The organism is Actinoalloteichus hoggarensis, from assembly GCF_002234535.1.
Taxonomy (GTDB): domain Bacteria; phylum Actinomycetota; class Actinomycetes; order Mycobacteriales; family Pseudonocardiaceae; genus Actinoalloteichus_A; species Actinoalloteichus_A hoggarensis.
The window spans coordinates 1,275,853-1,297,080 of sequence record NZ_CP022521.1; the positions used below are offsets into that span (position 1 = coordinate 1,275,853).

Below are 21,228 nucleotides of genomic sequence, written 5' to 3' on the forward strand. Positions count from 1 at the left end.
TCCCCGGTACAGACAGACCCCGTCGAGCGGCTCGATCGGCCGCCGCCGGCCGGAGATCGGACAGGCCACGGGGCCGTTCCGCCGTGTGAACGGGAAGCCGCACGGCCCCCGGCGGCTCGACGTCGCGGCGGGCTCCGTCGAGCCGACCACCAGCCCCGGAATCGGAGAGCGGCGGGACACCCGGCCCGGCGCGGTCACTCAGCCGCCCTCGGCCCGCAGTGCGTCGAGCAGCGTCCGGCCCTCGGCCTCGAAGGCCGGATCGCCGTGCTCGTGCGCCCACACGATGGTCGTCAGCGCCCCGTGGGCGTCCCGACAGCGTTGGACGTGCAGTTCCTCGTCGGTGGGCAGCCTGCCGTAGCCCCGGTGGAACGCGGCGCCCAGCTCGGGACGATCGCGCCACTGGCGATGCCGCATCCGGCTGGTGTCCTGGAGCCAGCGGTCCGGGCCGACGGCCCCGAAGTCGATGACGTGCACCTGTCCCGCGTCGTCGACCAGCCAGTTCCTCGGCTGGTAGTCCAGGTGGCAGGGCACCGTCAGCGGCGCGGGCCGTCGACTCAGCTCGGCGAGCCGGTCGGCGACGAAGTCGATGTCGGCGCGGCTCAGCAGGCCCGCCCTGGTCCCGGCCCGCGACCAGCGATCGAGGCTCGCGAGGAGTTCGTCCGCGTAGGCGGGCGCGGTCACCGGCGGCATGCTCTCGTGCATCAGCCTGGCGAGGCTGCCCGCCTGCTCGTAGGAGTCGGCGCGATGTTCCGCCGGATCGTCGGGCATCGGCGCGCCCGGTACCCGCGTCATCACGATCAGACCCGGCTCGTCGTCGTGGTGGACGAGCCGAGGCGCGCGGTCACCGAGGACCGGCGCCAGCCGCCGCAGACCCGCCAACTCCTTCCGGTGGCGGGACGGCCGCAGCACGCTCTTGGCGATCCACCGCGTCCCGTCGCCGATCGCCAGCTCGACGACGACCGCCTCGCCGTGGGACATGGACCGGTCGGCGACGAGCTCGTGCGCGCCGAGCAGCCTGGTACAGCGCTCGCGGATCGCCGCGATCAGCGTCGCCCGCTCCGGCCGGTCGAAGGCCGAGATCGCGATGCGCTCATGCGCCGTCGCCGGACGTCCGGAAGTGCGCGGCGGGAGACGAGACACCGGTGTGGTCTCCGATTCTGGCTCGGTGGGCGGCCGGGGCGAAGGCGTCGGCCAGGTGGTGCACGGCCGATGTCTCATGGTGTCGGACGACTCGACGGCCGGGGCGACGCAGGCCGCAGGAAACGGCCCGGGTCGAGACGCGACCGGTCCGAGAAGCGACCACCCGAAACACAGCCACCCGGGACACACGGCGACCCGACACACGGCAACCCCGGACACGGCAACCCCGGACACGGCAACCCCGGACACGGCAACCCCGGACACGGCAACCCCGGACACAGCACCGAGAGGTTCAGCGACCCCAGGCGCGGCGACCCCGGCCCCGCCCGAGAGTCACCCGTGGCGCGATCCACCCGGTCGGGTCCGAACCGATTCGGCGCGGGCGGGCGAACTTAGGCCGGAATCTGACCTCGATGGTTCCTAACCTGGCCGCATGAACAGGACGATGGTCCGAACACGGGGCCTGACCAGGCATTTCACCGTCGACAAACAGACCGTGGAGGCGGTGCGAGGCCTCGATCTGCATATCGAGGCGGGGGAGACGGTGGCGCTGCTCGGGCCCAACGGCGCGGGCAAGTCGACCACGTTGCGGATGCTCACCTCCCTGTTGCCGCCCACGTCCGGGGCCGCCGAGGTGGCCGGGTACGACGTGGTCGCCGACCCTCGCGCGGTGCGTCGTCGGATCGGTTACATCGGGCAGGGCAACGGCGCCGCGCACAGCCAGTGGGGCCGGGACGAGCTGATCAGTCAGGGGCGGGCCTACGGCCTGACCATTCCGGCGGCCCGCCGTCGCGCCGCCGAGCTGATCGACTCGCTGGATCTCTCGGCCGTGGCCGACCGGGTGGTGTCGACGCTCTCCGGCGGTCAACGCAGACGACTGGACATCGCCATGGGGCTGATCCACTCGCCCGCGCTGCTGTTCCTCGACGAGCCCTCCACCGGACTGGACCCGCAGAACCGGGCGAATCTCCAGCAGCACATCCTGGACCTGCGGGCCCGGCACGGCACCACCGTCGTGCTCACCACCCACTATCTGGCGGAGGCCGATCAGTTGGCGGATCGGATCGTCGTCATCGACCACGGCCGGGTCATCGCCGACGACACGCCCGCGCGGCTCAAGAGCGAGCACGCCGGGGACCGGATCACCCTGGAGTTCGCCGACGTCTCGTCGGCCGAGCGGGCCGCGACGCGGGCCAGGGGGCTGTTGAGTCGGGGACGCGTCGAGTGTCTCGGTCCGCTGCTGATCGTCGAGGCCGTCGGCGGGACGGGGCTGGCCCCGCTGCTGTTGCGCGGCATGGACGAGGCGGGGTTGAGCGTGTCGTCGGTGGAGGTCGCCCGGCCGACGCTCGACGACGTGTTCCTCACTCTGACCGGACGCAGCCTGCGGGAGGACGGCTCGTCCGTCGAGGCGACCGACGTCCCGGCACGGCAGGCGGGTGTGGCATGAGGACCTCGCTGCTCGGTGACGTCGTCACCGTCTTCAGCCGTGAGCTGCGGCCGGTGCTGCGCAGCCCGTTCTCGATTCTGGTCTCGCTCGTGCAACCGCTGTTCTTCCTGGCGCTGTTCATGCCGCTGTTGCCTGCGGACGTCGGCGGCGACACGGCGGCACTGGCGTGGTTCGTCCCCGGTGTCATCGTGATGTCCTGTCTGTTCGGCACGTCGACGACGGGGTCGAACCTTCAGTTCGAGATGCAGACCGGGTCGCATGAACGCCTGCTCGTCTCGCCGCTGCGCAGGCCTGCCCTGATCATCGGCCGGTCGTTGAAGGAGATCGTGCCGGTCGTCGCGCAGGCCGTGATCATCCTGATCGTCGCGGTGCCGCTGGGTCTGCGGCCGGACCCGCTCGGCGTGGTGGCGGGCCTGGTGATCCTCGCGGTGTTCTGCGTCGGGCTGGGGGCGCTGTCGTTCGCGCTCGCGTTGGCCGCGCGGAACCAGGAGTGGATGTTCTGGACCGTCCAGCAGACGTTGTTGTTCCCGTTGATGCTGCTCGGCGGGATGCTGCTGCCGGTGGACGACGGCCCCGGCTGGCTACGGACGGTCGCCGCGTTCAATCCGTTGTCCTATGTCGTCGAGGCGCAGCGTGCCCTGTTCGACGGCGAGATCCTCTCCGCGACGGTCGGGGCGGGGGCCCTCGCGGCCGTGTCGGTGGCCGCAGTCGGCCTGCTCATCGGTGTGCGGGGGATGCGGCAGGCCTGATCGCGGCGGCGTCTGTCCGGCGGTGACGTCGCTCAGCGGCGAAGTCTGGCCGGCCGTGATGTCTGGCCGGCGGCGACCCTCTGTCCGGCGGCGACGTCTGTGCGGCCGCGATGTCTGTCCGGGGCGGTGCCACGCCGCTCCGGGCAGAGCGCCGTGGTCCGTCGGCGGGCGCGCGGTCTCGGGCCTGCGGACGACTAAGATGATCTTGTCGACGCGATCGTGTCAGTCTCGATCGAAACTAATTGTCAGTTCAACCAACTCGGCTCGGTGGTGCTCGGGTGCCTCGACCGCCGACCCGCCGGCCGTCGGCGTCGCCTGCTTCGAGCCCCGGAGCCGTCGACGAGGTCGACATCGCGCGCGGGCGACGAGTCGGCCGCCCGTCGGCCGCCGGCACGGCCCGGCCTGAGCCCGCCTGCTCGCGACGGCATCACCGGCGAGGACGGCGCCGAGCACGCGATCGCGTACGCCGAACGGCTGGGCACCTCGGACGGTCGGCACCCTCGACGCGAAACGGGGTTGCGGCGTCGAGAGGCGTGCCGCCTCGCGTTCGCCGCCCGTCGGTCCGCTGCGACCGGCACCACGCTGGGCCGATCGCGTCCTGACGGGCCGAGGCCTCCTCCTCGGACTAGACGAACTCGACGTCGGAGCAGGACACGAAGAACTCGCCCGCGAATCCGCCGTCGTGGAGTGCGGGGCCGCCGTGACCGCCCCAGACGTCGACGATCACATGCCTGCCGGACTTCTTCGGGGGCAGCGCCTCGGTGGTGTGATGGGTGACGCCCGGCGCCCCGTGGACCTCGGTCATGAACGGCACCGGCTCCAGATCGTCCCAGGACACCGCCCTCGTCGGATCCCAGTCGTCCCTGGTGACGAACCACTGGTGTGTCCAGGTCGCGTCGCCGCGATGTGCGGTGGCTCGATGGGTGAAGGAGTGTGCGCGGTCGGCGGCGGACAGCACCGTCGTCGGCCACTCGCCCGCCAGATCCAGGCCCGCGAAGGACGGGTTGCCCGCCGAGGCGACGTCGCCGCCCCGGAAGAACTTCCGATACTCCAGATAGGACCCGTTCCACGGCGGGTCCGCCCGCATCGCCGCCACCGGTGGCGTCACCGCAGGCACCGTGCCCGCCGACGAGACGTCGAGGCCGCCGGTCAGCCGCCGTGCCCGCCGACAGGCCTCGGTCTCCTCGTCCTCGCAGATCAGGACGGCGCGGCTCACCGGGTGATCCAGCCTGCCGTGCCGGGCCGCCGGTTCCGGATGCGGCACCGGATGCACGGCGGGCGCCACGGCGGAGTAGGCGCGGGCGTCCTCCGTGCCGACGAGGACCTCCTCGGTGAACGGGCTCCAGGTGCCGTCGGCCAGCCGGGCCCGGATCGTCACCCGGTACTCCGGGTCCGGGTCGGTGCCGAGGCAGACCCAGTGCGTGCGGGCGGCCTGCCAGCTCGGCGCCTCGGTGCCCCAGAACAGGGCCGCGGTCTGCCTGATCTCGCCGCCGTTGAGCCACACCTCATAGAAGTGGGGGTACGGCGCCCGGCCGTCGTTCCAGTCGACGGGCGGACCGGCGTCGCCGCCGTTCCCGCCGACCGTCCACTCCAGGTGGATTCCCGTCAGGACGAGATCGCCGTCCGGACGAGCCGCCGCGGCGGCCGTCAACGAACGGGGCACCGCGAGATCGCGAATGCGGGGGTTCACAGCCTGCCTCCTCTCTGCTGGGCACGCCGACGAGGCGTGCCGCGTGTCGATGACGGTGATGATCTTCGTGGGCCGATCGGCCGCGAGGTCGCAGGCGGCGCGGGCTGGTCGTTTTCCGACTCCATCGTGTGAACGCCGTGGTGGGACGGGGACCCGATCCGTGTCTCTCGGCCTGCCCGGTCGCCGCAGAAGTCGAAGTCGAGCCGACCTCATCGGCACGAGCCGCGCGGCGCCGATCTCCGCGGGGTCGACCTGCGCGGGGCCCGAGATACGCGGGGCCCGAGACGCGCCGAGGGCACGGCGGCGCGGCCGACGCGAGCTCGTCGGGGGGAGCACGACGATTCGAGGGAGACGCCGACGGCGATCGACCCGGCCTGGCGGACCCGTGCCCGCCTTGCGGCGCGGCCCGGCGTGGCGCGGGGATCGGCACCGCAGGCTCGCGCGTCCACCGTCCTCATCACCTCGAGACAGTCGAGCCGGCCCGAACCGCTCACCGGCTCGCCCTCGGGGCGCCCGTGGCTTCGTCCAGGTCGACCGAAAGACTCACCGGTCCGCCGCCGACACCGTGCCTGCCTCGCGGGGCGACCCGCCGATCACACGGTCCGCCGGTCCGCACGTCGGCGGCCCGGCCCGTCGGCGGTGCCGGGGCCGCGCCCTTCGCCGCCCCCACGACGAGACGTCGCCGGGGCGGCGGCCGAAGAGCCGCCACCGCCGGACGTGTCGCCCCACCTGCTTGGATGCCGGGATGACCACCCCCCGGCCGATGTCCGTCGAGGACTCGCTGCCTCGACCGACCGAGACGGCCCGCTGGGTACTCCCCGTACTCGCCCCGATCGTTCTCGTGGCGGTGGCGGCGGCCGCCCTGGTCGGGCCGGGAGCGGTCTGGGCGGAGTTGTCGGCCGCCGTGCTGTGGGCGGCCCTCCTGCTGGGCCTGCTGGCCCCGGTGGCCTACCTCGCGGGCAGGAAGGCACCCGGCGCGCTGCTCGCCTCGGCCGTCGCGGGTGCCTTCCTGGTGCTGACGGTGCTGTCGACCGCCCTGCCGAGATTCGGCGTCTTCGCCGACCTGGAGTGGAACTGGCAGGGCAAACTGCTCGACCTGGCATGGGTCGGCCTGCTGTTCCTGGTGCTGCGCCACTGGGCCACGGCCGAGGCGGGACTGCGGTGGCGGTGCGAGCCGGGCTCGCTGCGCCCGGTGTTCATCTTCATCCTGGCGGCCTTCCTGGTGCCCGCGGGGTCGATGGTGCTCGCCGGCGTCCTCGAACCGGGGTCGGTGCCGAGCCCGAGTGTGGAGCGCGTGCTGTTCGACGCGAGCGTGCCGAACCTGACCGAGGAGCTGATCTGGCGCGGCGCGATGCTCGCCGTCCTCGATCGAGTCCTCGGCACGCCGTGGCGGTTCTTCGGCGCGCCGGTCGGCTGGGGACTCGTGTTGACCAGCCTCGGCTTCGGCCTCGGACACGGCGTCTTCCTCGATCCGGCGGCGGGCGTCACGGTCGACGTGGCCGCCGTGCTCGCCACCGGCATCGCCGGGGTGCTCATGGCGTGGGTGCGGGCCCGCACCGGCAGCCTCTGGCCCGCCTTCCTCGCGCACTGCGCACCGGAACTCGGCGTCGACATCGGCTCCGCGCTCGCACCCTGAGCGGCGGCGCGGCGGGGCCGTCTCGACCGACGCCGAAGCCCCGGTGCGCCTGACGGCCCGTGGAAGGCCGAGCAGTCAGGACGATCGGTCCTCCAGCTCCTCGGCGACGCGGGTCAGCAGCGCCAGCGACTCCGCCGCGCTGAACGCCGCCGCAGCCAGGGCGGGCAGCATCGCGGTGAAGACGGCGGCGTCCTCAGCCCGGTCCAGCGTCCCCCGCAGCCTGCCGTGTTCCAGCTGGACGACGGTGGAGCGCGCCGGGAAGTCCAGGATGAGCAGGCCGCCGTCCAGCCGGATCGGCCCGCCCGCCGAGGCGGGGATGATCCGCACACAGACGTGGGGCAGCCTGGCCATCGCCGCCAGATGCCGTAACTGCTCGGCCATGACCCGCAGGCCGCCCACCGGGCGCAGCAGCACCGGCTCGTCGATGTAGGCCTCGAAGCGGACGGGCGCCGCCGTTCTGGTCAACGCCGCCTGCCGGGCGATCCGCAGCGCGACCCGCCGATCGAGTTCCGCCGGATCGCGCACCCCGTCCGCGATGAACAGCTCCCGCGCGTAGGCGTCGGTCTGAAGCAGGACGGGAGTCAGGGCCAGGGCGATCTCCACGATGCGGACGGCCTCGTCCTCGAAGGCGACGGGACCGACCGACTGTCGTGGGACGGGGCCGAGCCCCCAGCCTCGGGCGGCGCGTTCGTAGCCTCGACGCCGCCGCGCACGCAGCGCGTCCTGCCGTGAGCGGCGGACCGGCAGCGTCGCGAGATGGCGTTCCCAGCGTTCCACGGCGGTCTGGGCCGAGTCGCCCTCCGCGGGAGGGAGCCTCCGCGACACGTCGAGCGCGGCGCGGGCGGGACGCGGCTCCCCCGCCGGACGAGACTCGCCGCCCACCGCCGCCGCTTTCGTCCGCGCGGCGGTCGGCACGCCGTCGGCCGAGGCGATGCCGGTGGCTGGGGTGAAGTCCGCCGAACGCGAGCCCGGACCGCCGCCCCGCCGGCCGCCCGTCCCGCCCAGGTCGCCGCTCGACGTCGACTCCGGTCCCCCGACCGCCGCCGCGCCGGGGGTGGTCGTCGCTTCGCGCGATCGAGATGCCGCCACGATGAGAGCGTATTCCCGTTCATGCCTCGGCCGCGTCGCCTCGGCGTGCCCCGTCGTGGTGCCCGCCGTGCCGCCACAGCACGGCTCGTCACGAGTCGTGACGGCCCTCGGTGCGGTCGTGGAGATACCGGGTGTGGTCGGCCTGCCTGGTCAGATCGGCCGCGAAGAAGTCCGAGGCGATCCGACGCGACTCCTTGAGCAGCAGCTCCAACTGGGCGGACAGCTCACCGGCGGCCGACCGTTCGCCGCCGGGTCGGACGGTGACGGCGAACCAGCGCGGCAGGTTCAGGTAGGTCTGCACCGACTGCGGCAGGTCCAGCCGGACGATCCTGGCGACCTGATGGAAGGTCTCGGGGTCGGTCGCCAGCGCGCCGGGTCGGTCCAGGACGCCGCCGAGGACCTCCCCGATCTCGCGCACCCGATCCGCCGTGGTCGCGGGCAGTCGATCCTGTCGCGCATCGACCTCCTCGATCAGCTCCCGCAGACCGGTGACGAGTTCGGCCGCCTCCGCCGTCGGGTCCCGCCGCACGAGTCGCACGCGCTCGGGCGGCGCGGCCAGGGCCCCGACGGTGTACAGACCCGCCACCACGAGCAGCCAGTACGAGCCCGCGACACCCGCGAGGTGCAGCAGCACCCCGAGAAGGCCGGCCGAGGAGCCGACCAGGTTCTTGGTCGACCCCAGATAACGCCACAGCCGCCCGGCCGCGCGGCGACTCACTGGTACCCGCGGATCTCGTGGAACACCTCGGCCAGCGCCTCGCCCTCGCCGGGCTCGAACATCTCGCCGCCGGTCAGCGTCGCGATCGCCCGCATCTCCTCACGGCTGCCCTCCCCCAGCGGGACGGTGAACACCGGAATCCCGCGCCACTGCTCGGGAAGCTCCGCGTGGGCGGTGCGGAACTCGGCGAGGTCGCGCCCTTCGGCGTTCTCCCCGTCGGTCATCAGCACGATCGAGGTGAACCGCTCCGGGTCGGCCGTCACGGAGGCGCCCGCCAGGGAGAACGCCGTGAGCAGACTGTCGTAGATCGCCGTGCCGCCTGCCGCGCGCAGCTCCGCGGCCGCGTCGGCGATCCGGGCGAGTTCGGCCTCCCGGTCGGTCTCGGGGACGGTGAACGTCTCCGGCTCGCCCGGCGCCGTCTGGAACGGCAGCAGGGTGATCTCCTCGCGATTGCGGAAACCGCGATAGCGGCCGAGCGCGGACTCGTCGGCGCCGGTCAACGCGGTCAACGCCGTCCGCAGGTCCGCGATGCGGTCCCCGGCCATCGAGCCGGAGGTGTCCAGCACGTACAGCGTCCTGGACGGTCGGCGGATCGTGTTGAAGTAGGCCAGCAGCAGGGCGTCCATCGCGTCGGCGGTCGCCGGGAACGGCAGCTCCAGGAGGTTCCGTTCGGTGAACTGCTCGCCCGGCTCCACACCCGGCACCACCGGACGCCGATGGGTGGTCGCCGTGATCTCGCGCTGCACCTCCGGCGTGCGCAGGTGCGCGGCGAGGGCGTCGTGTGCCGTCCGGGCCTCGTCGTCGGCGTCGGCCAGCAACGTCAGCGGATAGTCGGCGGTGACGACCCCGTCGACCGGGTAGATCACGGTCATCGGCTCCGGCAGCGTGCCGTCCGCGCCGAGCGACAACAGCTCCGACTCGTAGTTGATCAGCCCGTCGACCGGGTCGCCGGGGTCGTCGCCGGTGGCACGGGCGACGAAGGCCCCGGACAGCCAGCGCGACGAGCCCGCCGACAGCGTCTGGCCGCTGAAGAACTCGATCAACTCCGGCGTGATCGACTCGATCCGCGCGGCGTCGACCGCGCTGCCGGTGTCGGCCAGCGCCGAGGACACGCCGACCAGCGCCGAGAAGCCCGAGTTCGACGCGGAGGGATCGGTCATCCCGTAGGTGAACTCGTCCCGGCTCGCGGCCTCGCCGATCTCCCGCCAGCCGACCGGATCGGTCGTCCAGCCCAGCCGCTCGGCCACCGGGGTGGACAGCCCCAGCAGCACCGGGGAGCTCATGATCCGCACGGATTCGCCGAGTCTGCTCGCGGCGTCCGGCATGGCCCGGAGATACCGGTTCGAGGAGAACCAGATCGCGTCGTAGCGGCCGTCGATCTCCCCGTCGGCCAAGGCCTGCGCGCCCTCCAGGGTGCCGGTGAAGTCGAACTCCACCGTGACCCCGGTGGCGTCCGCCGCCGCGTCGAGGATCGGTCGCATGTCGCCCAGCTCGCTGCCCGCGAGCACCCGAAGCGTGGTGCCGTCGGGCGCGGTGCCGCCGGGCGTCCCGACACAGCCGGTCAGGGCGGTGGCCGCCACCAGTGCGACGGCGACGGCTCTCGACGTCCTCATCGGCTCTCCTCGTCCGCTCTCTCGGTGTCGCGGGCACGGCGCAGATACCGCTCGGACCGCCGGATCTCCGTCGACAGCGATTCCGCGGTGCTCGCCATGGCGTCCACCGCGGCGGCGCGGAAGCCGTCCACGGCGTCGATGGCCGCGTGAATCCGGTCGAAGGACTCGCGGATCGCCGCCACGCCGACCGCCGGATCGTCGCTCGCCCGTCGGACCTCGCCCGCGTGCCGGGCCAGCAGTTCGCCGTTGGCACGGACCAGGTCGTCGGTGACCGAGGTCAGCGAGGCGACCTCGTCGAGCACTTCGCGCTGATTCGCCAACGCCGCGCTGACCACCAGCGCGATGCGCAGCGCGGCGACGGTCGTGGTGACCGCGCGATCCACGCCGCGGATCAGCTCGTCGTTGGTGCGGCGAAGGAGGTCCAACGCGAGGTAGCCCTGGGCGAACACGGCCAACTGGGTGAGGATGTCCTGGCGCCGCTGGCGGATGGGATGCAGCACGTCGGAGCGCAGCGCGGTGGCCCGTTCCGGGTCGACCAGGTCGAGGATCGAGGCCTGCCGGGCGACCGCCTCGTCCACCGCCTCGGCGAACACGGCGGACGCCGACAGCCGCTCCATGGCCGCCCACAGCCGCAGTCGCTCGCCCTGGATCGACGCCGTGTCCCGCCGCAGGACGTCCTGCCGCTCACGTAAGGCGAGGACGAGCGCGTTCACCGGCTCGTTCGCCGCGCGATAACGCTCCAGCAGGTCGCGGGCGCCCCGGCCTGCGGCGAACAGCCCGAACAGTCCGCGTCGAGGCCGCACCGACTCGGTCGGCGTCAACTCGCCGACGGTGCGTCGGAGCGTCGCCAGGTCGGCGGTGAGCAGGGCCGAGGTGGTGGACTCGGCGCCCGAGGACGCCGCCCGCGTCGTGCGGTCCAGCAGCGCCCCGGCCACGGCGGCGGCGACCCGCATGTCCGCCTCCCCGACCGTCAGCAGCGACTCCAGCTCGGCGGCGAAGTCGGGGGAGTGCACGTCGAGCCCGGTCAGCCGCTCGGCCAGCTCCTCGGCGCGGCGGGCCGCGTCGCCGCGAGCCTCCTCGTCGACGGGGATCAGGCCCGCGACCCGTTCCGGTGGAACCGCCCCGACCGCGTCGGGCGGGCTCAGGACGTGATCGTGCTCCGCCGCCATGTCAGTACTGCTCGGCGATCTCGTCGAGCAGCCGCTCCAGCGTCTCGAAGGACGGCGGCTCGACGACGTCGATCAACGCGGGCGGCTCCGGGACGTCGTGCTCGGCGACGACCTCGGCGAGCTGAGCCGGGCTGCCGGTGCGGAAGCCGAAGGTCGCCGCGAGCCTGGTCAGTTCCGCGTCGCTGCCGAGCAGCTCGCCGACGCGATCGCCGTCGGGGGTCAACGGGACCAGGGTGTGGGTGGAGAACACCGTGGGCGCGGTGTAGACCAGCCGCATGTCGTCGGTGATCGACCCGTCGTCGCGGATCTGTCGGTCGAGGAACTGCGACTCGTAGATCAGCGTCAACGGCGTGCGCCCCATGCCGCCCGAGCCCAGATAGTCCTCGAACGGCCCCTCGGTGGTGTTCTGGGTGTAGCCCTGATCGAGGAACAGCTCGCCGACCTCGGCGACCACCTCCGCCTCGTCCTCGGTCGAGGACACCACGGCGTCGTCGTTGGCCACGAAGGACACGATGGACAGATACATCGCCGCCGAGTTCGACTCGCGCGGATCCGTCGTGGTGATCAGCACGTTCTTGCGAGCCGGGAAGGTCGTGTTGTCGGGCAGCTCGTCCCAGCGGACGTCGTGGCGGGTGAGTTCCAGGTACGCGGCGATGTCGAGCACCTGGTGTCCGTCGTCGCCTTCGGAGCGGATGACGCCCTCGGCGGCGAGCAGGTCGACGATCGGCGTGAACGTCGCCACGGCCATCGGGGACTCGAACGGCTCGTACACCCTGTCGACCTGCCGGTCCCGCTGGATGCGCTCGGCGGCGGGCGTGCTGGACGGGAAGGCGAACCCGTAGTCGTCCAGTGCGACGGTGGTGGCGATCTGTCGGGAGCCCGCCGCGTCGACCTCCACGGCCAGGCCATGCCGGGCGAAGGCCTCCTGAACGCGAGAATCGTGGAAGAAGGCGAGCTTCTCGGAGCCGATGACGCCGCGAACCGTGGTCAGCTCACGATCCGCTTCGTCATCGCTCCGGCCCAGCACGATCGCCACGCCCACCGCCACGAGCAGGACCACCGCCAGCGCGATGGACAGGCTCCGCTTCACCCCGTCGCCCCCCAGATGTCCACGTGTCGCCTGAGGACGATCCTCGACCGCCGCGGACTCGGCTTACTCGCGGCACGGGTGTGATCCGGTGAACACTGGGTGAATGCCGGGGGGTGGACTCAGCCGTACATCTGGTTGAGGCTGAACCAGTTTCCGGAGTCGTCGCGGAACACCGCCTCGATGCCGTAGGGGCGTTCCATCGGCTCCTGGAGGAACTCGACGCCGTCGGCACGGAGCCGCTCGAAGTCACCTCGGCAGTCGTCGGTCGCCAGCGAGCCCGCCGAGAACGTGCCCTTGGCGATGAGGTCGCGCAGCTGATCGCTGGTCCGCGCGTCGTGGCCCATGGCGACGTCGGCCAGGATGAGTTCGACGTCGGGCTGGTCGGCCGGTCCGACGGTCAGCCACCGGAAGCCCCGCCCCGCGCCCTCGAACTCGCCTCCCATCATGACGTCAGAACGCACCTCGAAGCCGAGCCGCCGGGTGTAGAAGTCCTTCGCGGACTCCTGATCGAGCACGTAGACACAGGTGTGGGTGAGACGTCGCGGCATGGTCGCTCCTTGGGTCGGTCGATGTCGCCTCACCGTAGGAGGGCACGGCTTCGGCGTGCTTCTCCCAGAGTGATCAGCCCGTCGGGCCGGGGCGCGACCAGGCCAGGACGAAACAGCCGGGGATGATCACGTCCGTCGATCGAGCCCGGTGATGCCGCTGGTACTCGCTCGGCGATCGGCCCATGAGCTGGTGGAAGCGGGTGCTGAACGAGCCGAGGCTCGCGAATCCGACGTGGAAGCACACCTCGGTGACGGTCAGGTTCGCCGCCCGCAGCAGGTACGCGGCGCGCTCGATGCGCCTGCGTGTCAGATAGGCGATCGGCGTCTCCCCGAAGATCGCCCGGAACCGACGGGAGAGGTGGTGTCGGGAGTAGCCTGCCACCGCCGCGAGCCGATTCAGGTCCAGCGGCGCGGCGAAGTCCCGGTCGATGACGTCCTTGGCCCGCCGCACCGCCCTTGTCGTCTCCCACGCCGTCATCGGCCCAGTGTAGGAACGACGAATCGGTCGCTTCGCCGGTCCGTCGCGCGTCCGGCAGCCGGGGGAGCAGGGCTGATCTCGACGTCGGGCCACAGGCGATCGGTGCGGCGTCGTGGTCGGCCCGCGGCGGGACACACGGTCGGTCGTCGCGCCGCGCGGGGGATCGCGGTGCTCGGGCGGGGCCGTGCGTACCGGGCCGCCGGAGGATCGGGACGAGGTCCACGCGCCTCGCCGTGTGCCGCCCGATCTCCGTGGTCGTGCGGCGGCGCGGGCCCCGTACCTGCTGTGTGCCATCCCGACGGGCTCACGGCGGCGGCCGCTGTGCGCCCGCCGGAAACGTCGGGGCGGGCCGGGTCGCCGCGGGTCGTCGGCGCCGGGGAAATCCGTTGCCGGGCGGGCCGAGGGCGACCTAGCCTCGACGCGGTGCGCGACCCCCACGACAAGCCGGGCTCCGGTGCCGCCGACAGGCTGACCGCGTTGCCCAAGGCCCACCTGCACGTCCATCTGGAGAGCACGGTCCGGCCCGACACGTTGCGGGAGTTCGGCGCGGCCGACGGCGTCGCCGTGCCTGCCGCGGCGGTGCGGTCCTGCGGCGCCGCGTTCGCGGGATTCCGCGAGTTCGCCGATCGGAACGCGCTGGTGCGGGACTGCCTGCGCCGCCCGGCGGACTTCCGCCGCATCGCCGTCGAGTTCTGCGCCGACGAGGCCGCCGCGGGCACCCGCTACGTCGAGGTGACCTTCACGGCCGCCTCGCACGGCGAGCGACTCGGCGACCTGGGGATGCCGCTGGCCGCGGTGCTGGACGGACTGGCGGAGGGACGGCAGAGCTACGGCGTCGAGTGTCGGGTGCTCCTCGACCACTCCCGCCGCCGATCCGTCGAGCGGGCGCGGCACACCCTGGAGCTGGCGGTGCGACACGCCTCGGCCGGTGTGATCGGCATCGGCATGGCGGGGGACGAGACGTATTCGTTGACGCCTTTCGTGTCGATCGTCGACGCGGCGGTCGAGGCAGGCCTGCACGTGGTGCACCACGCCGGGGAGTGCTGCGGCGCGGCGAGCATCCGCGAGGCGATCGACCCCGGCCGCACGGAACGCCTCGGCCACGGCTTCCGGGTGGCGGAGGACGCCGACCTCCTCGCCGAGGTTCGCGATCGCGGCCTGCCGTTGGAGGTGTGTCCCTCGTCGAACGTGACGCTCGGCCTCGTCGACTCCCTCGCCGCGCATCCGCTGCCGCTGCTGCGGGACGCGGGCCTGGTCGTCACCCTGAACACCGACATCCCCGACGTCACCGGGGCGGACCTGGCCGGGGAGTACCGCCGGGTGCGGGACACGTTCGACTACGACGACGCGACGATGGCCGAGTTCGCGCGGGCGGGGGTGGACGCCTCCTTCGCGCCGGCGGCGACGAAAGCCCGCCTGCATCGGGAGATCGACGCGTGGCAGGCCGTTCCGGCGAGCTGAGCGCGGGCCGCCTCCGGCGGCGTGGGCCGGTGTGGCGGGTGCGGGGCCGACGTGTGCGGGGCTGAGGTTCCCACCGGGCGACCGTCTGTCCGGCCCCGCCGCCCAACGGCGTCTCGCCCAGGGCCGCACGCTCGCACGACTGCGGCCCGCTCCGGAGGGCGCGACGAACCGGGTCGGTCAGATCGGGATGACCTGGACCAGTCGCTGCACCGCCGCGAGGTCCTTCGGATTGCGGGTGAGCAGCGGCAGCGACCGGGCCGCCGCGGTCGCCGCGATCTGGAGGTCGACCCGACGGGGGACGGATCGGCGGCCGGTCTCCCGCACCAGCGCGGCCAGCACCCCGTACAGCTTCGCGGCGGCGGTGTCGAAGGGCAGGACGTCGATCCGTCGCAGCGCGGCGTGATAGCGCTCCATCCGGGCGTGCCGTTCCACCAAGTCGGTGGTCCCCAGCGCGTAGGCCAGCTCCGCGACGCTGACCGAACTGACCAGCGGGCGTGCCGAGGCCAGCTCGCCGAGGTCGAGCCGGTCCAGCTCGATGATCACCGAGGTGTCGAGCAGCACTCGTGTGGGCGTCGTCATCGGGTCGGCGGGCCGCCCGGTCGATCGGGTCGGCCGCCCCGGCTCGTCGGCGGATACGGCGGTGCCTGCTCGGCCATGACGGCGGCGGGCGGTGCGGCATCGGCTCGTGCCGCCGGGCGCGGGTCGGTCGGCTCGTCCTCGGAGGCGATGAAGCGCGAGCTGAGGGGGTTCGAGGCGACGGGGCCCGAGTCGGGGTGGCCCGCGACGGCGGACCCGTGTCGTGTCCCCCGGTTCCAGGGGTTCTCCGACGGATCGTCCGGCCCGAATCGGGAGTCGGCGCGGCGTCGATCCCGTTCCCAGCGGGCCGCGTCCACCGAGGGCAGACCGCGGAACTCGGCCTGCACCGCGCCCAGCGTCCGGTCGGCTGCCGAGGGCGGGTCGCCGGGACGATGCGGGACGAGATCGGCCACCGGCCTGCCCGCCCGGGTGACGGTGAAGCGCTCGCCCGCTTCGACGCGACGGACGACCTCGGCCTCGTCTCGGCGCAGCTCGCGCGAACCGATCCGCTGACTCATGCGCCTACCGTAGTCGGGGCAGTCGCGAAAGTGACAGAATTCCTCCCCGGTACGGGAGAATCGGTACCTGGATCGTCACGCAGCGTTCGCTTGACTGCGGTCGGGCCGGGCGGCCCGACGCGGCCTTGCCGACGGCGGATCCGCGCCGAACCGCGCGCACCGCGCTCGTCGTCCCGGCGGCGATGATGTGATCATCATCGGGGCACGGACGGCCCTCGGCGTCTCGTCGGCGGCATCCTCGGCGGGGGTCCGCGGCGCGGGGTGCGTTCGTGCGGGTATCGACGGCGATCGGAGTCGGGTACATGGTCGACCACTACGAGCTGCTCGGCGTGCGCCGCAGCGCGTCGACTGCGGACATCAAGGCGGCGTATCGGCAGCTGGCCAAGACCATGCATCCCGACGCGGGCGGCACCTCCGGGGCCTTTCGGCTGCTGACCGAGGCCTACGAGACCCTGCACGATCCCGTGCTGCGCGCCGAGTACGACCGGACCTTCACGCTGCGTCGGTCGCCCGCCGTCGACAGGACCATGGAACAGGCCGCACCGCTGCGGCGGACCCCGTGGCTGGGCCGCAATCGCAGCACCCGGCGATGGGATCTGGGCGAGGACCCCGACTACGTGCCGCCGTCGCCGAGGATCGACCCGCGCGGCATCCCCTGGTGGGACACGCTCGACGTCCGCCGAGCCGTGCGGTACCTGCCGTCCACCGGGCTCGGCCACGCGCCGCTGCTGCTGCCGCTCTCCTGCGTGCTGGCCCTGGTGGCGGTGGCCCCGCTGCTGCTCGGCGCCCCGGTGACGCTGGTGGCGTGGCTGCTGCTGGTGTCGGGAGCGGTGACCATGACGATCCGCGCGGTGCGCAGGCAGGTCGCCGCGGGCCGCGTCGACGAGGACTTCGTGGCGGAGTTCGGGGCCGAGCGCGTGTTCGGCACGACGGGCGACGACCGCGACGACATCGCCAGGCAGCTCACCGCGGACCTGCTCGACCGCTACCTGACCCGCCTGCCCGGCGTCCGGATCTTCCACGGCCTCGCCTGGCCGGGCTCGGTGTTCGCCGACGTCGACCACGCCGTCCTCTGCGGACGCAGGCTGGTGCTCATCGAGTCGAAGAAGTGGCTGCCCGGCCACTACGAGGCGGATGAGGACGGCACGTTGTGGCGCAACGGCCACGTCTTCCGGGGCGGCTCGATCCGGTTACCCGATGCGGTGGCGGCGTACCGCACGATGCTCTCCGACGTCGAGGTGCGCGGGGCGCTGCTGCTGTACCCCAGCCGGTCCGGCCGCATCACCACCGACGAGCCGCTGGACGACACCGCCGCGCCGATGAATCCCGAGTGGTTCCTGGAAGAGATCGGCGGCTGGCTCGCCGAGGACGGCGCGACGGTGGACCGCGAGCTGTTCCGCACCATCCTGGCTCAGGTCGTCGGCGCGGGCGGCGCGTCCGGCGCGGCCTGAGACGCCCGCCCGCGCGACCGCGACGGGGGATGGTCGGGGCGCCCCTTCCGGGTTGATCGGGGCGTGCCCGGTGAGCGCTGCCGCCCGGTGAACATCCCCGGCCGCGGCGGCAACGGCGCCGTCCACGGCGAGCGGATCGCCGCCCGCGCCGCCGCGGCTGCCCGTAGACGGCCGCGCCCGCGCCGCCGCGCCGATCCGGTGTGGTCCCTCATGATCGGTGGCGTCGACGTCCGATGGGCGGCCGACCTCGTCCCGGTGTCCCGGTGCCCGGATGGCTCGGCTGCTGTCCTGGGCGCCCCAGGGCAGTCGTCGTCGCGCCCGGCTCGTCGTCGCCCGCCGACGCGGTGGCCTTGGTTCGGGTGCACCGCCTCCGCGGTTCCGCTGCGGGCCGCCGCCGCTGTCTCTTCCTCGGTTCGGGCCGCCGCGGCTGTGGCCTCGGTCCGGGTGCTGCCGTCGTTGTGGTCCGGGCCGGGGAGCCGCGGCTGCCGCTGCGACCCTGGCCCGGCGGCTGCCACCACCACTGCGACGTTGATCCGGCGGCTGCCGCCACCTCACGACACCAGACCGTGCTCCCAGGCCCACGCCGCGACCTCCACCCGATTCCGGGCGGGCAGCTTCTGCTGAATGCGCGTCAGGTGGCTCTTCACCGTCCCCATCGAGACGTACAGTCCCTCGGCGATCTCGGTGTTGGTCGCGCCGCGCGCCACCAGCAGCACCACTTCCCGCTCCCGAGGCGTCAGCGGCTCGACCAGCTCCGGCGGCCGCGCGGGCACCGTCCGCGCGAAGGCGTCCAGCAGTCGCACCGTCACCGCGGGGGAGAGCAGCGCCCCGCCGTCCACCGCCGCGCGCACCGCGTCCACCAGGACCCGAGGCCCGGACTTCTTCAGCACGAATCCCACGGCGCCCGCCCGCAGCGCCCCGTACACGTATTCGTCCAGGTCGAAGGTCGTCACCACGACGACCTTCGTGTCCGACGTGTCCGCTCGGGCGGCGATGCGCCGAGTCGCCTCGATGCCGTCGACGCCGGGCATGCGCACGTCCATCAGACACACGTCGGGCCGCAGCTCGCCGACCAGATTCAGCGCCGCCACCCCGTCGGCGGCCTCCCCGACCACCGTGATGTCCGGCTGCGCCTCCATGATGAGCCGGAAGCCGGTGCGGATCATGGCCTGGTCGTCGGCGATCACCACCCGGATGCTCATCGGACCGCCTCGGATGTCAGGGGCAGGGTCGCTCGCAGTTCCCAGCCGCCTTCTGGTCGGGCCGCGCTGGACAGCGTCCCGCCGAGCATCGAGACCCGTTCCTCGAGTCCGATCAGCCCGAAGCCGCTCGGTCGAAATCGCGCGCGGCCGGACTTCGTCCCGTCGTCGCGTACGCGGACGACGACGTGGTCTCCCTCCGCGTCGATGACCACCCGGACGGAGGTGGCCTGCTGCGCGTGCTTGCGGACGTTGGTCAGGCCCTCCTGGACCAGCCGGTGCACCGAGCGGCTCAGCTCCGTGGACCAGTTCTCCGGGTCGACGCCGGGGCGGACGTCCACGCTCGTCCGCGGACCGGTGGCCGAGTTCCGGGCGGCGAGTTCCTGCACCGCGGTCAGGCCGCGCGGCACCGTGCGGGCCTCGCCGGCCGCCGTGCCCTCGCGTAGCAGGCCCACCATCCGGCTCATCGCGGCCAGCCCCTCCTGCCCGATGGACTCGATGTTGGCGAAGAGTCGTCTGCCGGTCGCCGGGTCGCCTGTCACGATCTCGTGACCCGCCTGCGCCTGCACCACCATCGCGGTCACGTAGTGCGCGACGTGATCGTGCAGGTCACCGGCGAGGTCGAGTCGTTCCGCGCGGCGGACCTGCTCGGCGGCGGCCGCTCGTCGCAGGTCCTCCTCCCGCAGATGCAGGCCGAGGAACAACGCGGCCACCGTCGTCAGGATGAGCAGCAGGCCGAGTTCGGGGGTGTTCCACCACATCGCCACCGATCTGAGCAGCAGTACGGCGGCGGCGACGGCGGCCGCGAACGTCACCGCGGTCGCCCAGCGCCGCGGACCGTGGCGGGCCGCGCCGACGACGAGGACGAGCAGCAGGAGCAGCTCCACGGCTCCGAAGGTGCGTTGCAGGATCGTTGAGTGGATCAACGCGGTGGCCGCCAGCGACAGGGCCGTGCCGACGAGGGCCGCCTGCGGGTGCCGTCCGGTGCGCACCGCGACGACGATCAGGCCGAGCAGCGCCACCGGCATCCCGGCCAGCACCACGCTGGACAGATCCGGGGCCAGCAGGGAGATCTCGATCGCGTAAGCCGCGGCGGCGAACACTGACACCGCGATCGTGCGGCGGCGCCACCACCTGCCCTGTGGGCGTGGGAGCCTCATGGGCGCCGACCCTAACGCCGGATCGGCTCCGCGGGATCAGACCTTCGGCCGAGGCGACGCGCCTCGTCTCTCCGGGCCGACGGCGGCTCGGGAGACGTGGTGCGGCCGTGGGTTCGGCGTGGTGGCGGGGCCGGGGCGGCGGCGAGCGAAGGACGTCGACCCTGATCGGTGTGTGCCTGTGTGCCTGTGTGCCTGTGTGCCTGTGTGCCTGTGTGCCTGTGTGCCTGTGTGCCTGTGTGCCTGTGTGCCTGTGTGCCTGTGTGCCTGTGTGCCTGTGTGCCGCCGAGGCACCGGGCTTGTCCGGGCCCGCGGGCTGCCGGCATCGTGACCGTCCGTCGTCCGCGATCGAACCCTGGAGCGCCATGCCCGCACCCTCCCCGCGCGTCGACCGCCGCGACGGTCCGCGGTCCGCGTCGACGCCGTCGGCGCGCGTCGCGCTGGGAGTAGCGGCGATCGCTCTCGGGTTGTCGAGCGGCTGCGGACTCTCCGGACCGGTCTTCACCATCGAGATGCGCGTGGACGGACCCGCCGGCCCGAAGTCGATCTCCTACCACTTCGCGGGCACCGAGACGGCCTACGACTACCGTCCGGCCCTTCCGTGGCGGAAGGCGGGCAACGTCGGCTTCGGTCAGAGCGACGTACGGGTGGTCGAGCCCGCCGAGGGCACGACGTGCACGATCTCGGTGGACGGCGTCGAGTACGAGAGGATCGTGGCCGCCGGCGGGGACGAGGAGCTCTGGTGCTCGGCCAACGCCCAGAGCCGGGACTGACCGTTGAACCCGGCTCGGCCTCGACGGGCAGGCGGACCGGGACGCCCGGCCCACGCGGCCGCGGTGAGCCCAGGCGGACGGATGTCGTCCGAACCTCGCGACCGAGCGACCGCGGCCGCCGTCGGCCGGATCACCGCCGTCGGCCCGACGGCCCCGCCCCGGCGGTATTCGTGACGACCTGCGACTTCATCGCCACGCCAGGCCGCATCGTCGTTGTCGCCGTCCCTCCACCGGCCGTCGTCGGGCACCCGTCCGGCCGATCGGCTAGGACTTTCGGCTGAGTCGAGGGCCGTATCCCGGCCGTTCGGCCGATCACCGTACCGGGGCCCGCACCGCATGCTCTTTCACAGCCGGATCACGTCTGAGCAAGGAGCACACGTGCGGAGTCGCCTCACCACGGACGCGTCGGGCGCCGCGCTCGCCTCGACCGGGCTGCTGCCCGCGAGCCGCGGGCTGTTCGGCGAGACCTACGACGTCCGAATGGAGGTCGACGGCTCCGGCACGGCGCTGATCAGCCATGGCTTCGCGGGCGGCGACGATCTCGCAGCCCTCGGACGGAGGACCTCTCTGGTCCGCGACGGAGTCCGTCGGCTGCCGGATCCTCGTCGGCGACGAGCTGATCGATCAGCAGACCGCGGGCGACGACGGCAGCGTCGACGCCTCGCGGACGACCAGGGCGACTGACGCCATGGACCACCACGTGATCCGCACCCGGAACGAGAGAGG

At 72.9% G+C, this 21,228-nt stretch carries 20 protein-coding genes; 7 read left to right on the top strand and 13 right to left on the bottom strand.

Going from position 1 to position 21,228, the window contains the following annotated elements; genetic code table 11:
* Window positions 1-198: 198 nt before the first annotated feature.
* Entirely contained in the window at window positions 199-1,140 is a 942-nt protein-coding gene (locus AHOG_RS05735) for a phosphotransferase (RefSeq protein WP_093940423.1), read from the bottom strand.
* A gap of 445 nt (window positions 1,141-1,585) precedes the next feature.
* Between AHOG_RS05735 and AHOG_RS05745 the strand changes: the two genes are divergently transcribed.
* Complete coding sequence (locus AHOG_RS05745) at window positions 1,586-2,587, top strand: ABC transporter ATP-binding protein (RefSeq protein WP_093944190.1); 1,002 nt, start codon at window positions 1,586-1,588, stop codon at window positions 2,585-2,587.
* Window positions 2,584-3,336, top strand: a complete 753-nt coding sequence (locus AHOG_RS05750) for an ABC transporter permease (protein WP_093940425.1) — start codon at window positions 2,584-2,586, stop codon at window positions 3,334-3,336. Before AHOG_RS05745 ends, AHOG_RS05750 begins: the two co-directional genes overlap by 4 nt.
* Window positions 3,337-3,961: 625 nt before the next feature.
* Here the strand turns inward: AHOG_RS05750 and AHOG_RS05755 are convergent.
* Window positions 3,962-5,026 (bottom strand): lytic polysaccharide monooxygenase auxiliary activity family 9 protein, encoded by a 1,065-nt coding sequence (locus AHOG_RS05755; RefSeq protein ID WP_157736665.1) that lies wholly within the window; start codon window positions 5,024-5,026, stop codon window positions 3,962-3,964.
* Window positions 5,027-5,771: 745 nt separating this feature from the next.
* Here AHOG_RS05755 and AHOG_RS28340 point away from each other — a divergent pair.
* Window positions 5,772-6,662: a CPBP family intramembrane glutamic endopeptidase gene (locus tag AHOG_RS28340; RefSeq protein WP_157736666.1), complete on the top strand. Its 891-nt coding sequence runs from the start codon at window positions 5,772-5,774 to the stop codon at window positions 6,660-6,662.
* A gap of 75 nt (window positions 6,663-6,737) precedes the next feature.
* Here the strand turns inward: AHOG_RS28340 and AHOG_RS05765 are convergent, their stop codons facing one another.
* The 7 genes from AHOG_RS05765 to AHOG_RS05795 all read right to left on the bottom strand — a co-directional run bounded on the left by AHOG_RS05765 (window position 6,738) and on the right by AHOG_RS05795 (window position 13,367).
* Entirely contained in the window at window positions 6,738-7,751 is a 1,014-nt protein-coding gene (locus AHOG_RS05765) for a DUF5753 domain-containing protein (protein WP_093940427.1), read from the bottom strand.
* An 88-nt stretch (window positions 7,752-7,839) separates the two neighbouring features.
* Complete coding sequence (locus tag AHOG_RS05770) at window positions 7,840-8,469, bottom strand: hypothetical protein (protein WP_245856579.1); 630 nt, start codon at window positions 8,467-8,469, stop codon at window positions 7,840-7,842.
* The gene (locus tag AHOG_RS05775; protein ID WP_093940428.1) at window positions 8,466-10,082 is read right to left on the bottom strand and encodes a vWA domain-containing protein; all 1,617 of its coding nucleotides are present in this window, start codon (window positions 10,080-10,082) and stop codon (window positions 8,466-8,468) included. Before AHOG_RS05775 ends, AHOG_RS05770 begins: the two co-directional genes overlap by 4 nt.
* Window positions 10,079-11,251 carry a toxic anion resistance protein gene (locus AHOG_RS05780; protein WP_093940429.1) on the bottom strand — a complete coding sequence of 391 codons (1,173 nt, stop codon included), beginning with the start codon at window positions 11,249-11,251 and terminating at the stop codon, window positions 10,079-10,081. Before AHOG_RS05780 ends, AHOG_RS05775 begins: the two co-directional genes overlap by 4 nt.
* Before the next feature lies 1 nt (window position 11,252).
* A complete protein-coding gene (locus AHOG_RS05785; RefSeq protein WP_093940430.1) occupies window positions 11,253-12,341 on the bottom strand; it encodes a hypothetical protein in 1,089 nt (362 codons plus the stop codon).
* A gap of 119 nt (window positions 12,342-12,460) precedes the next feature.
* On the bottom strand, window positions 12,461-12,889 hold the full coding sequence (locus AHOG_RS05790; protein WP_093940431.1) for a VOC family protein: 429 nt from the start codon (window positions 12,887-12,889) through the stop codon (window positions 12,461-12,463).
* Between the two features lie 73 nt (window positions 12,890-12,962).
* Window positions 12,963-13,367: a helix-turn-helix transcriptional regulator gene (locus tag AHOG_RS05795; RefSeq protein ID WP_093940432.1), complete on the bottom strand. Its 405-nt coding sequence runs from the start codon at window positions 13,365-13,367 to the stop codon at window positions 12,963-12,965.
* 423 nt (window positions 13,368-13,790) lie between these two features.
* On the opposite strand from AHOG_RS05795, the gene add reads away from it, so the two are divergent.
* Window positions 13,791-14,828 carry an adenosine deaminase gene (add, locus tag AHOG_RS05800; protein ID WP_245856580.1) on the top strand — a complete coding sequence of 346 codons (1,038 nt, stop codon included), beginning with the start codon at window positions 13,791-13,793 and terminating at the stop codon, window positions 14,826-14,828.
* A 177-nt stretch (window positions 14,829-15,005) separates the two neighbouring features.
* Here add and AHOG_RS05805 read toward each other — a convergent pair whose 3' ends face one another.
* Together AHOG_RS05805 and AHOG_RS05810 are read right to left on the bottom strand one after the other, a co-directional pair.
* Window positions 15,006-15,407 carry a PIN domain-containing protein gene (locus AHOG_RS05805; RefSeq protein WP_093940433.1) on the bottom strand — a complete coding sequence of 134 codons (402 nt, stop codon included), beginning with the start codon at window positions 15,405-15,407 and terminating at the stop codon, window positions 15,006-15,008.
* Complete coding sequence (locus tag AHOG_RS05810; RefSeq protein WP_093940434.1) at window positions 15,404-15,922, bottom strand: type II toxin-antitoxin system Phd/YefM family antitoxin; 519 nt, start codon at window positions 15,920-15,922, stop codon at window positions 15,404-15,406. Before AHOG_RS05810 ends, AHOG_RS05805 begins: the two co-directional genes overlap by 4 nt.
* A 269-nt stretch (window positions 15,923-16,191) precedes the next feature.
* Here AHOG_RS05810 and AHOG_RS05815 point away from each other — a divergent pair, with 269 nt between their 5' ends.
* Window positions 16,192-17,373: a J domain-containing protein gene (locus AHOG_RS05815; RefSeq protein ID WP_311770136.1), complete on the top strand. Its 1,182-nt coding sequence runs from the start codon at window positions 16,192-16,194 to the stop codon at window positions 17,371-17,373.
* Between the two features lie 551 nt (window positions 17,374-17,924).
* Here the strand turns inward: AHOG_RS05815 and AHOG_RS05820 are convergent.
* Window positions 17,925-18,575, bottom strand: a complete 651-nt coding sequence (locus AHOG_RS05820; RefSeq protein WP_093940436.1) for a response regulator — start codon at window positions 18,573-18,575, stop codon at window positions 17,925-17,927.
* Window positions 18,572-19,732, bottom strand: coding sequence for a sensor histidine kinase (locus tag AHOG_RS05825; RefSeq protein WP_093940437.1), 1,161 nt, complete (start codon window positions 19,730-19,732; stop codon window positions 18,572-18,574). The genes AHOG_RS05820 and AHOG_RS05825 overlap by 4 nt, the downstream gene beginning before the upstream one ends.
* Before the next feature lie 362 nt (window positions 19,733-20,094).
* Between AHOG_RS05825 and AHOG_RS05830 the strand changes: the two genes are divergently transcribed.
* Together AHOG_RS05830 and AHOG_RS05835 are read left to right on the top strand one after the other, a co-directional pair.
* Window positions 20,095-20,502 carry a hypothetical protein gene (locus AHOG_RS05830; RefSeq protein ID WP_093940438.1) on the top strand — a complete coding sequence of 136 codons (408 nt, stop codon included), beginning with the start codon at window positions 20,095-20,097 and terminating at the stop codon, window positions 20,500-20,502.
* A gap of 378 nt (window positions 20,503-20,880) precedes the next feature.
* Window positions 20,881-21,186, top strand: a complete 306-nt coding sequence (locus AHOG_RS05835; protein WP_093940439.1) for a hypothetical protein — start codon at window positions 20,881-20,883, stop codon at window positions 21,184-21,186.
* The last annotated feature ends 42 nt before the right edge of the window (window positions 21,187-21,228 follow it).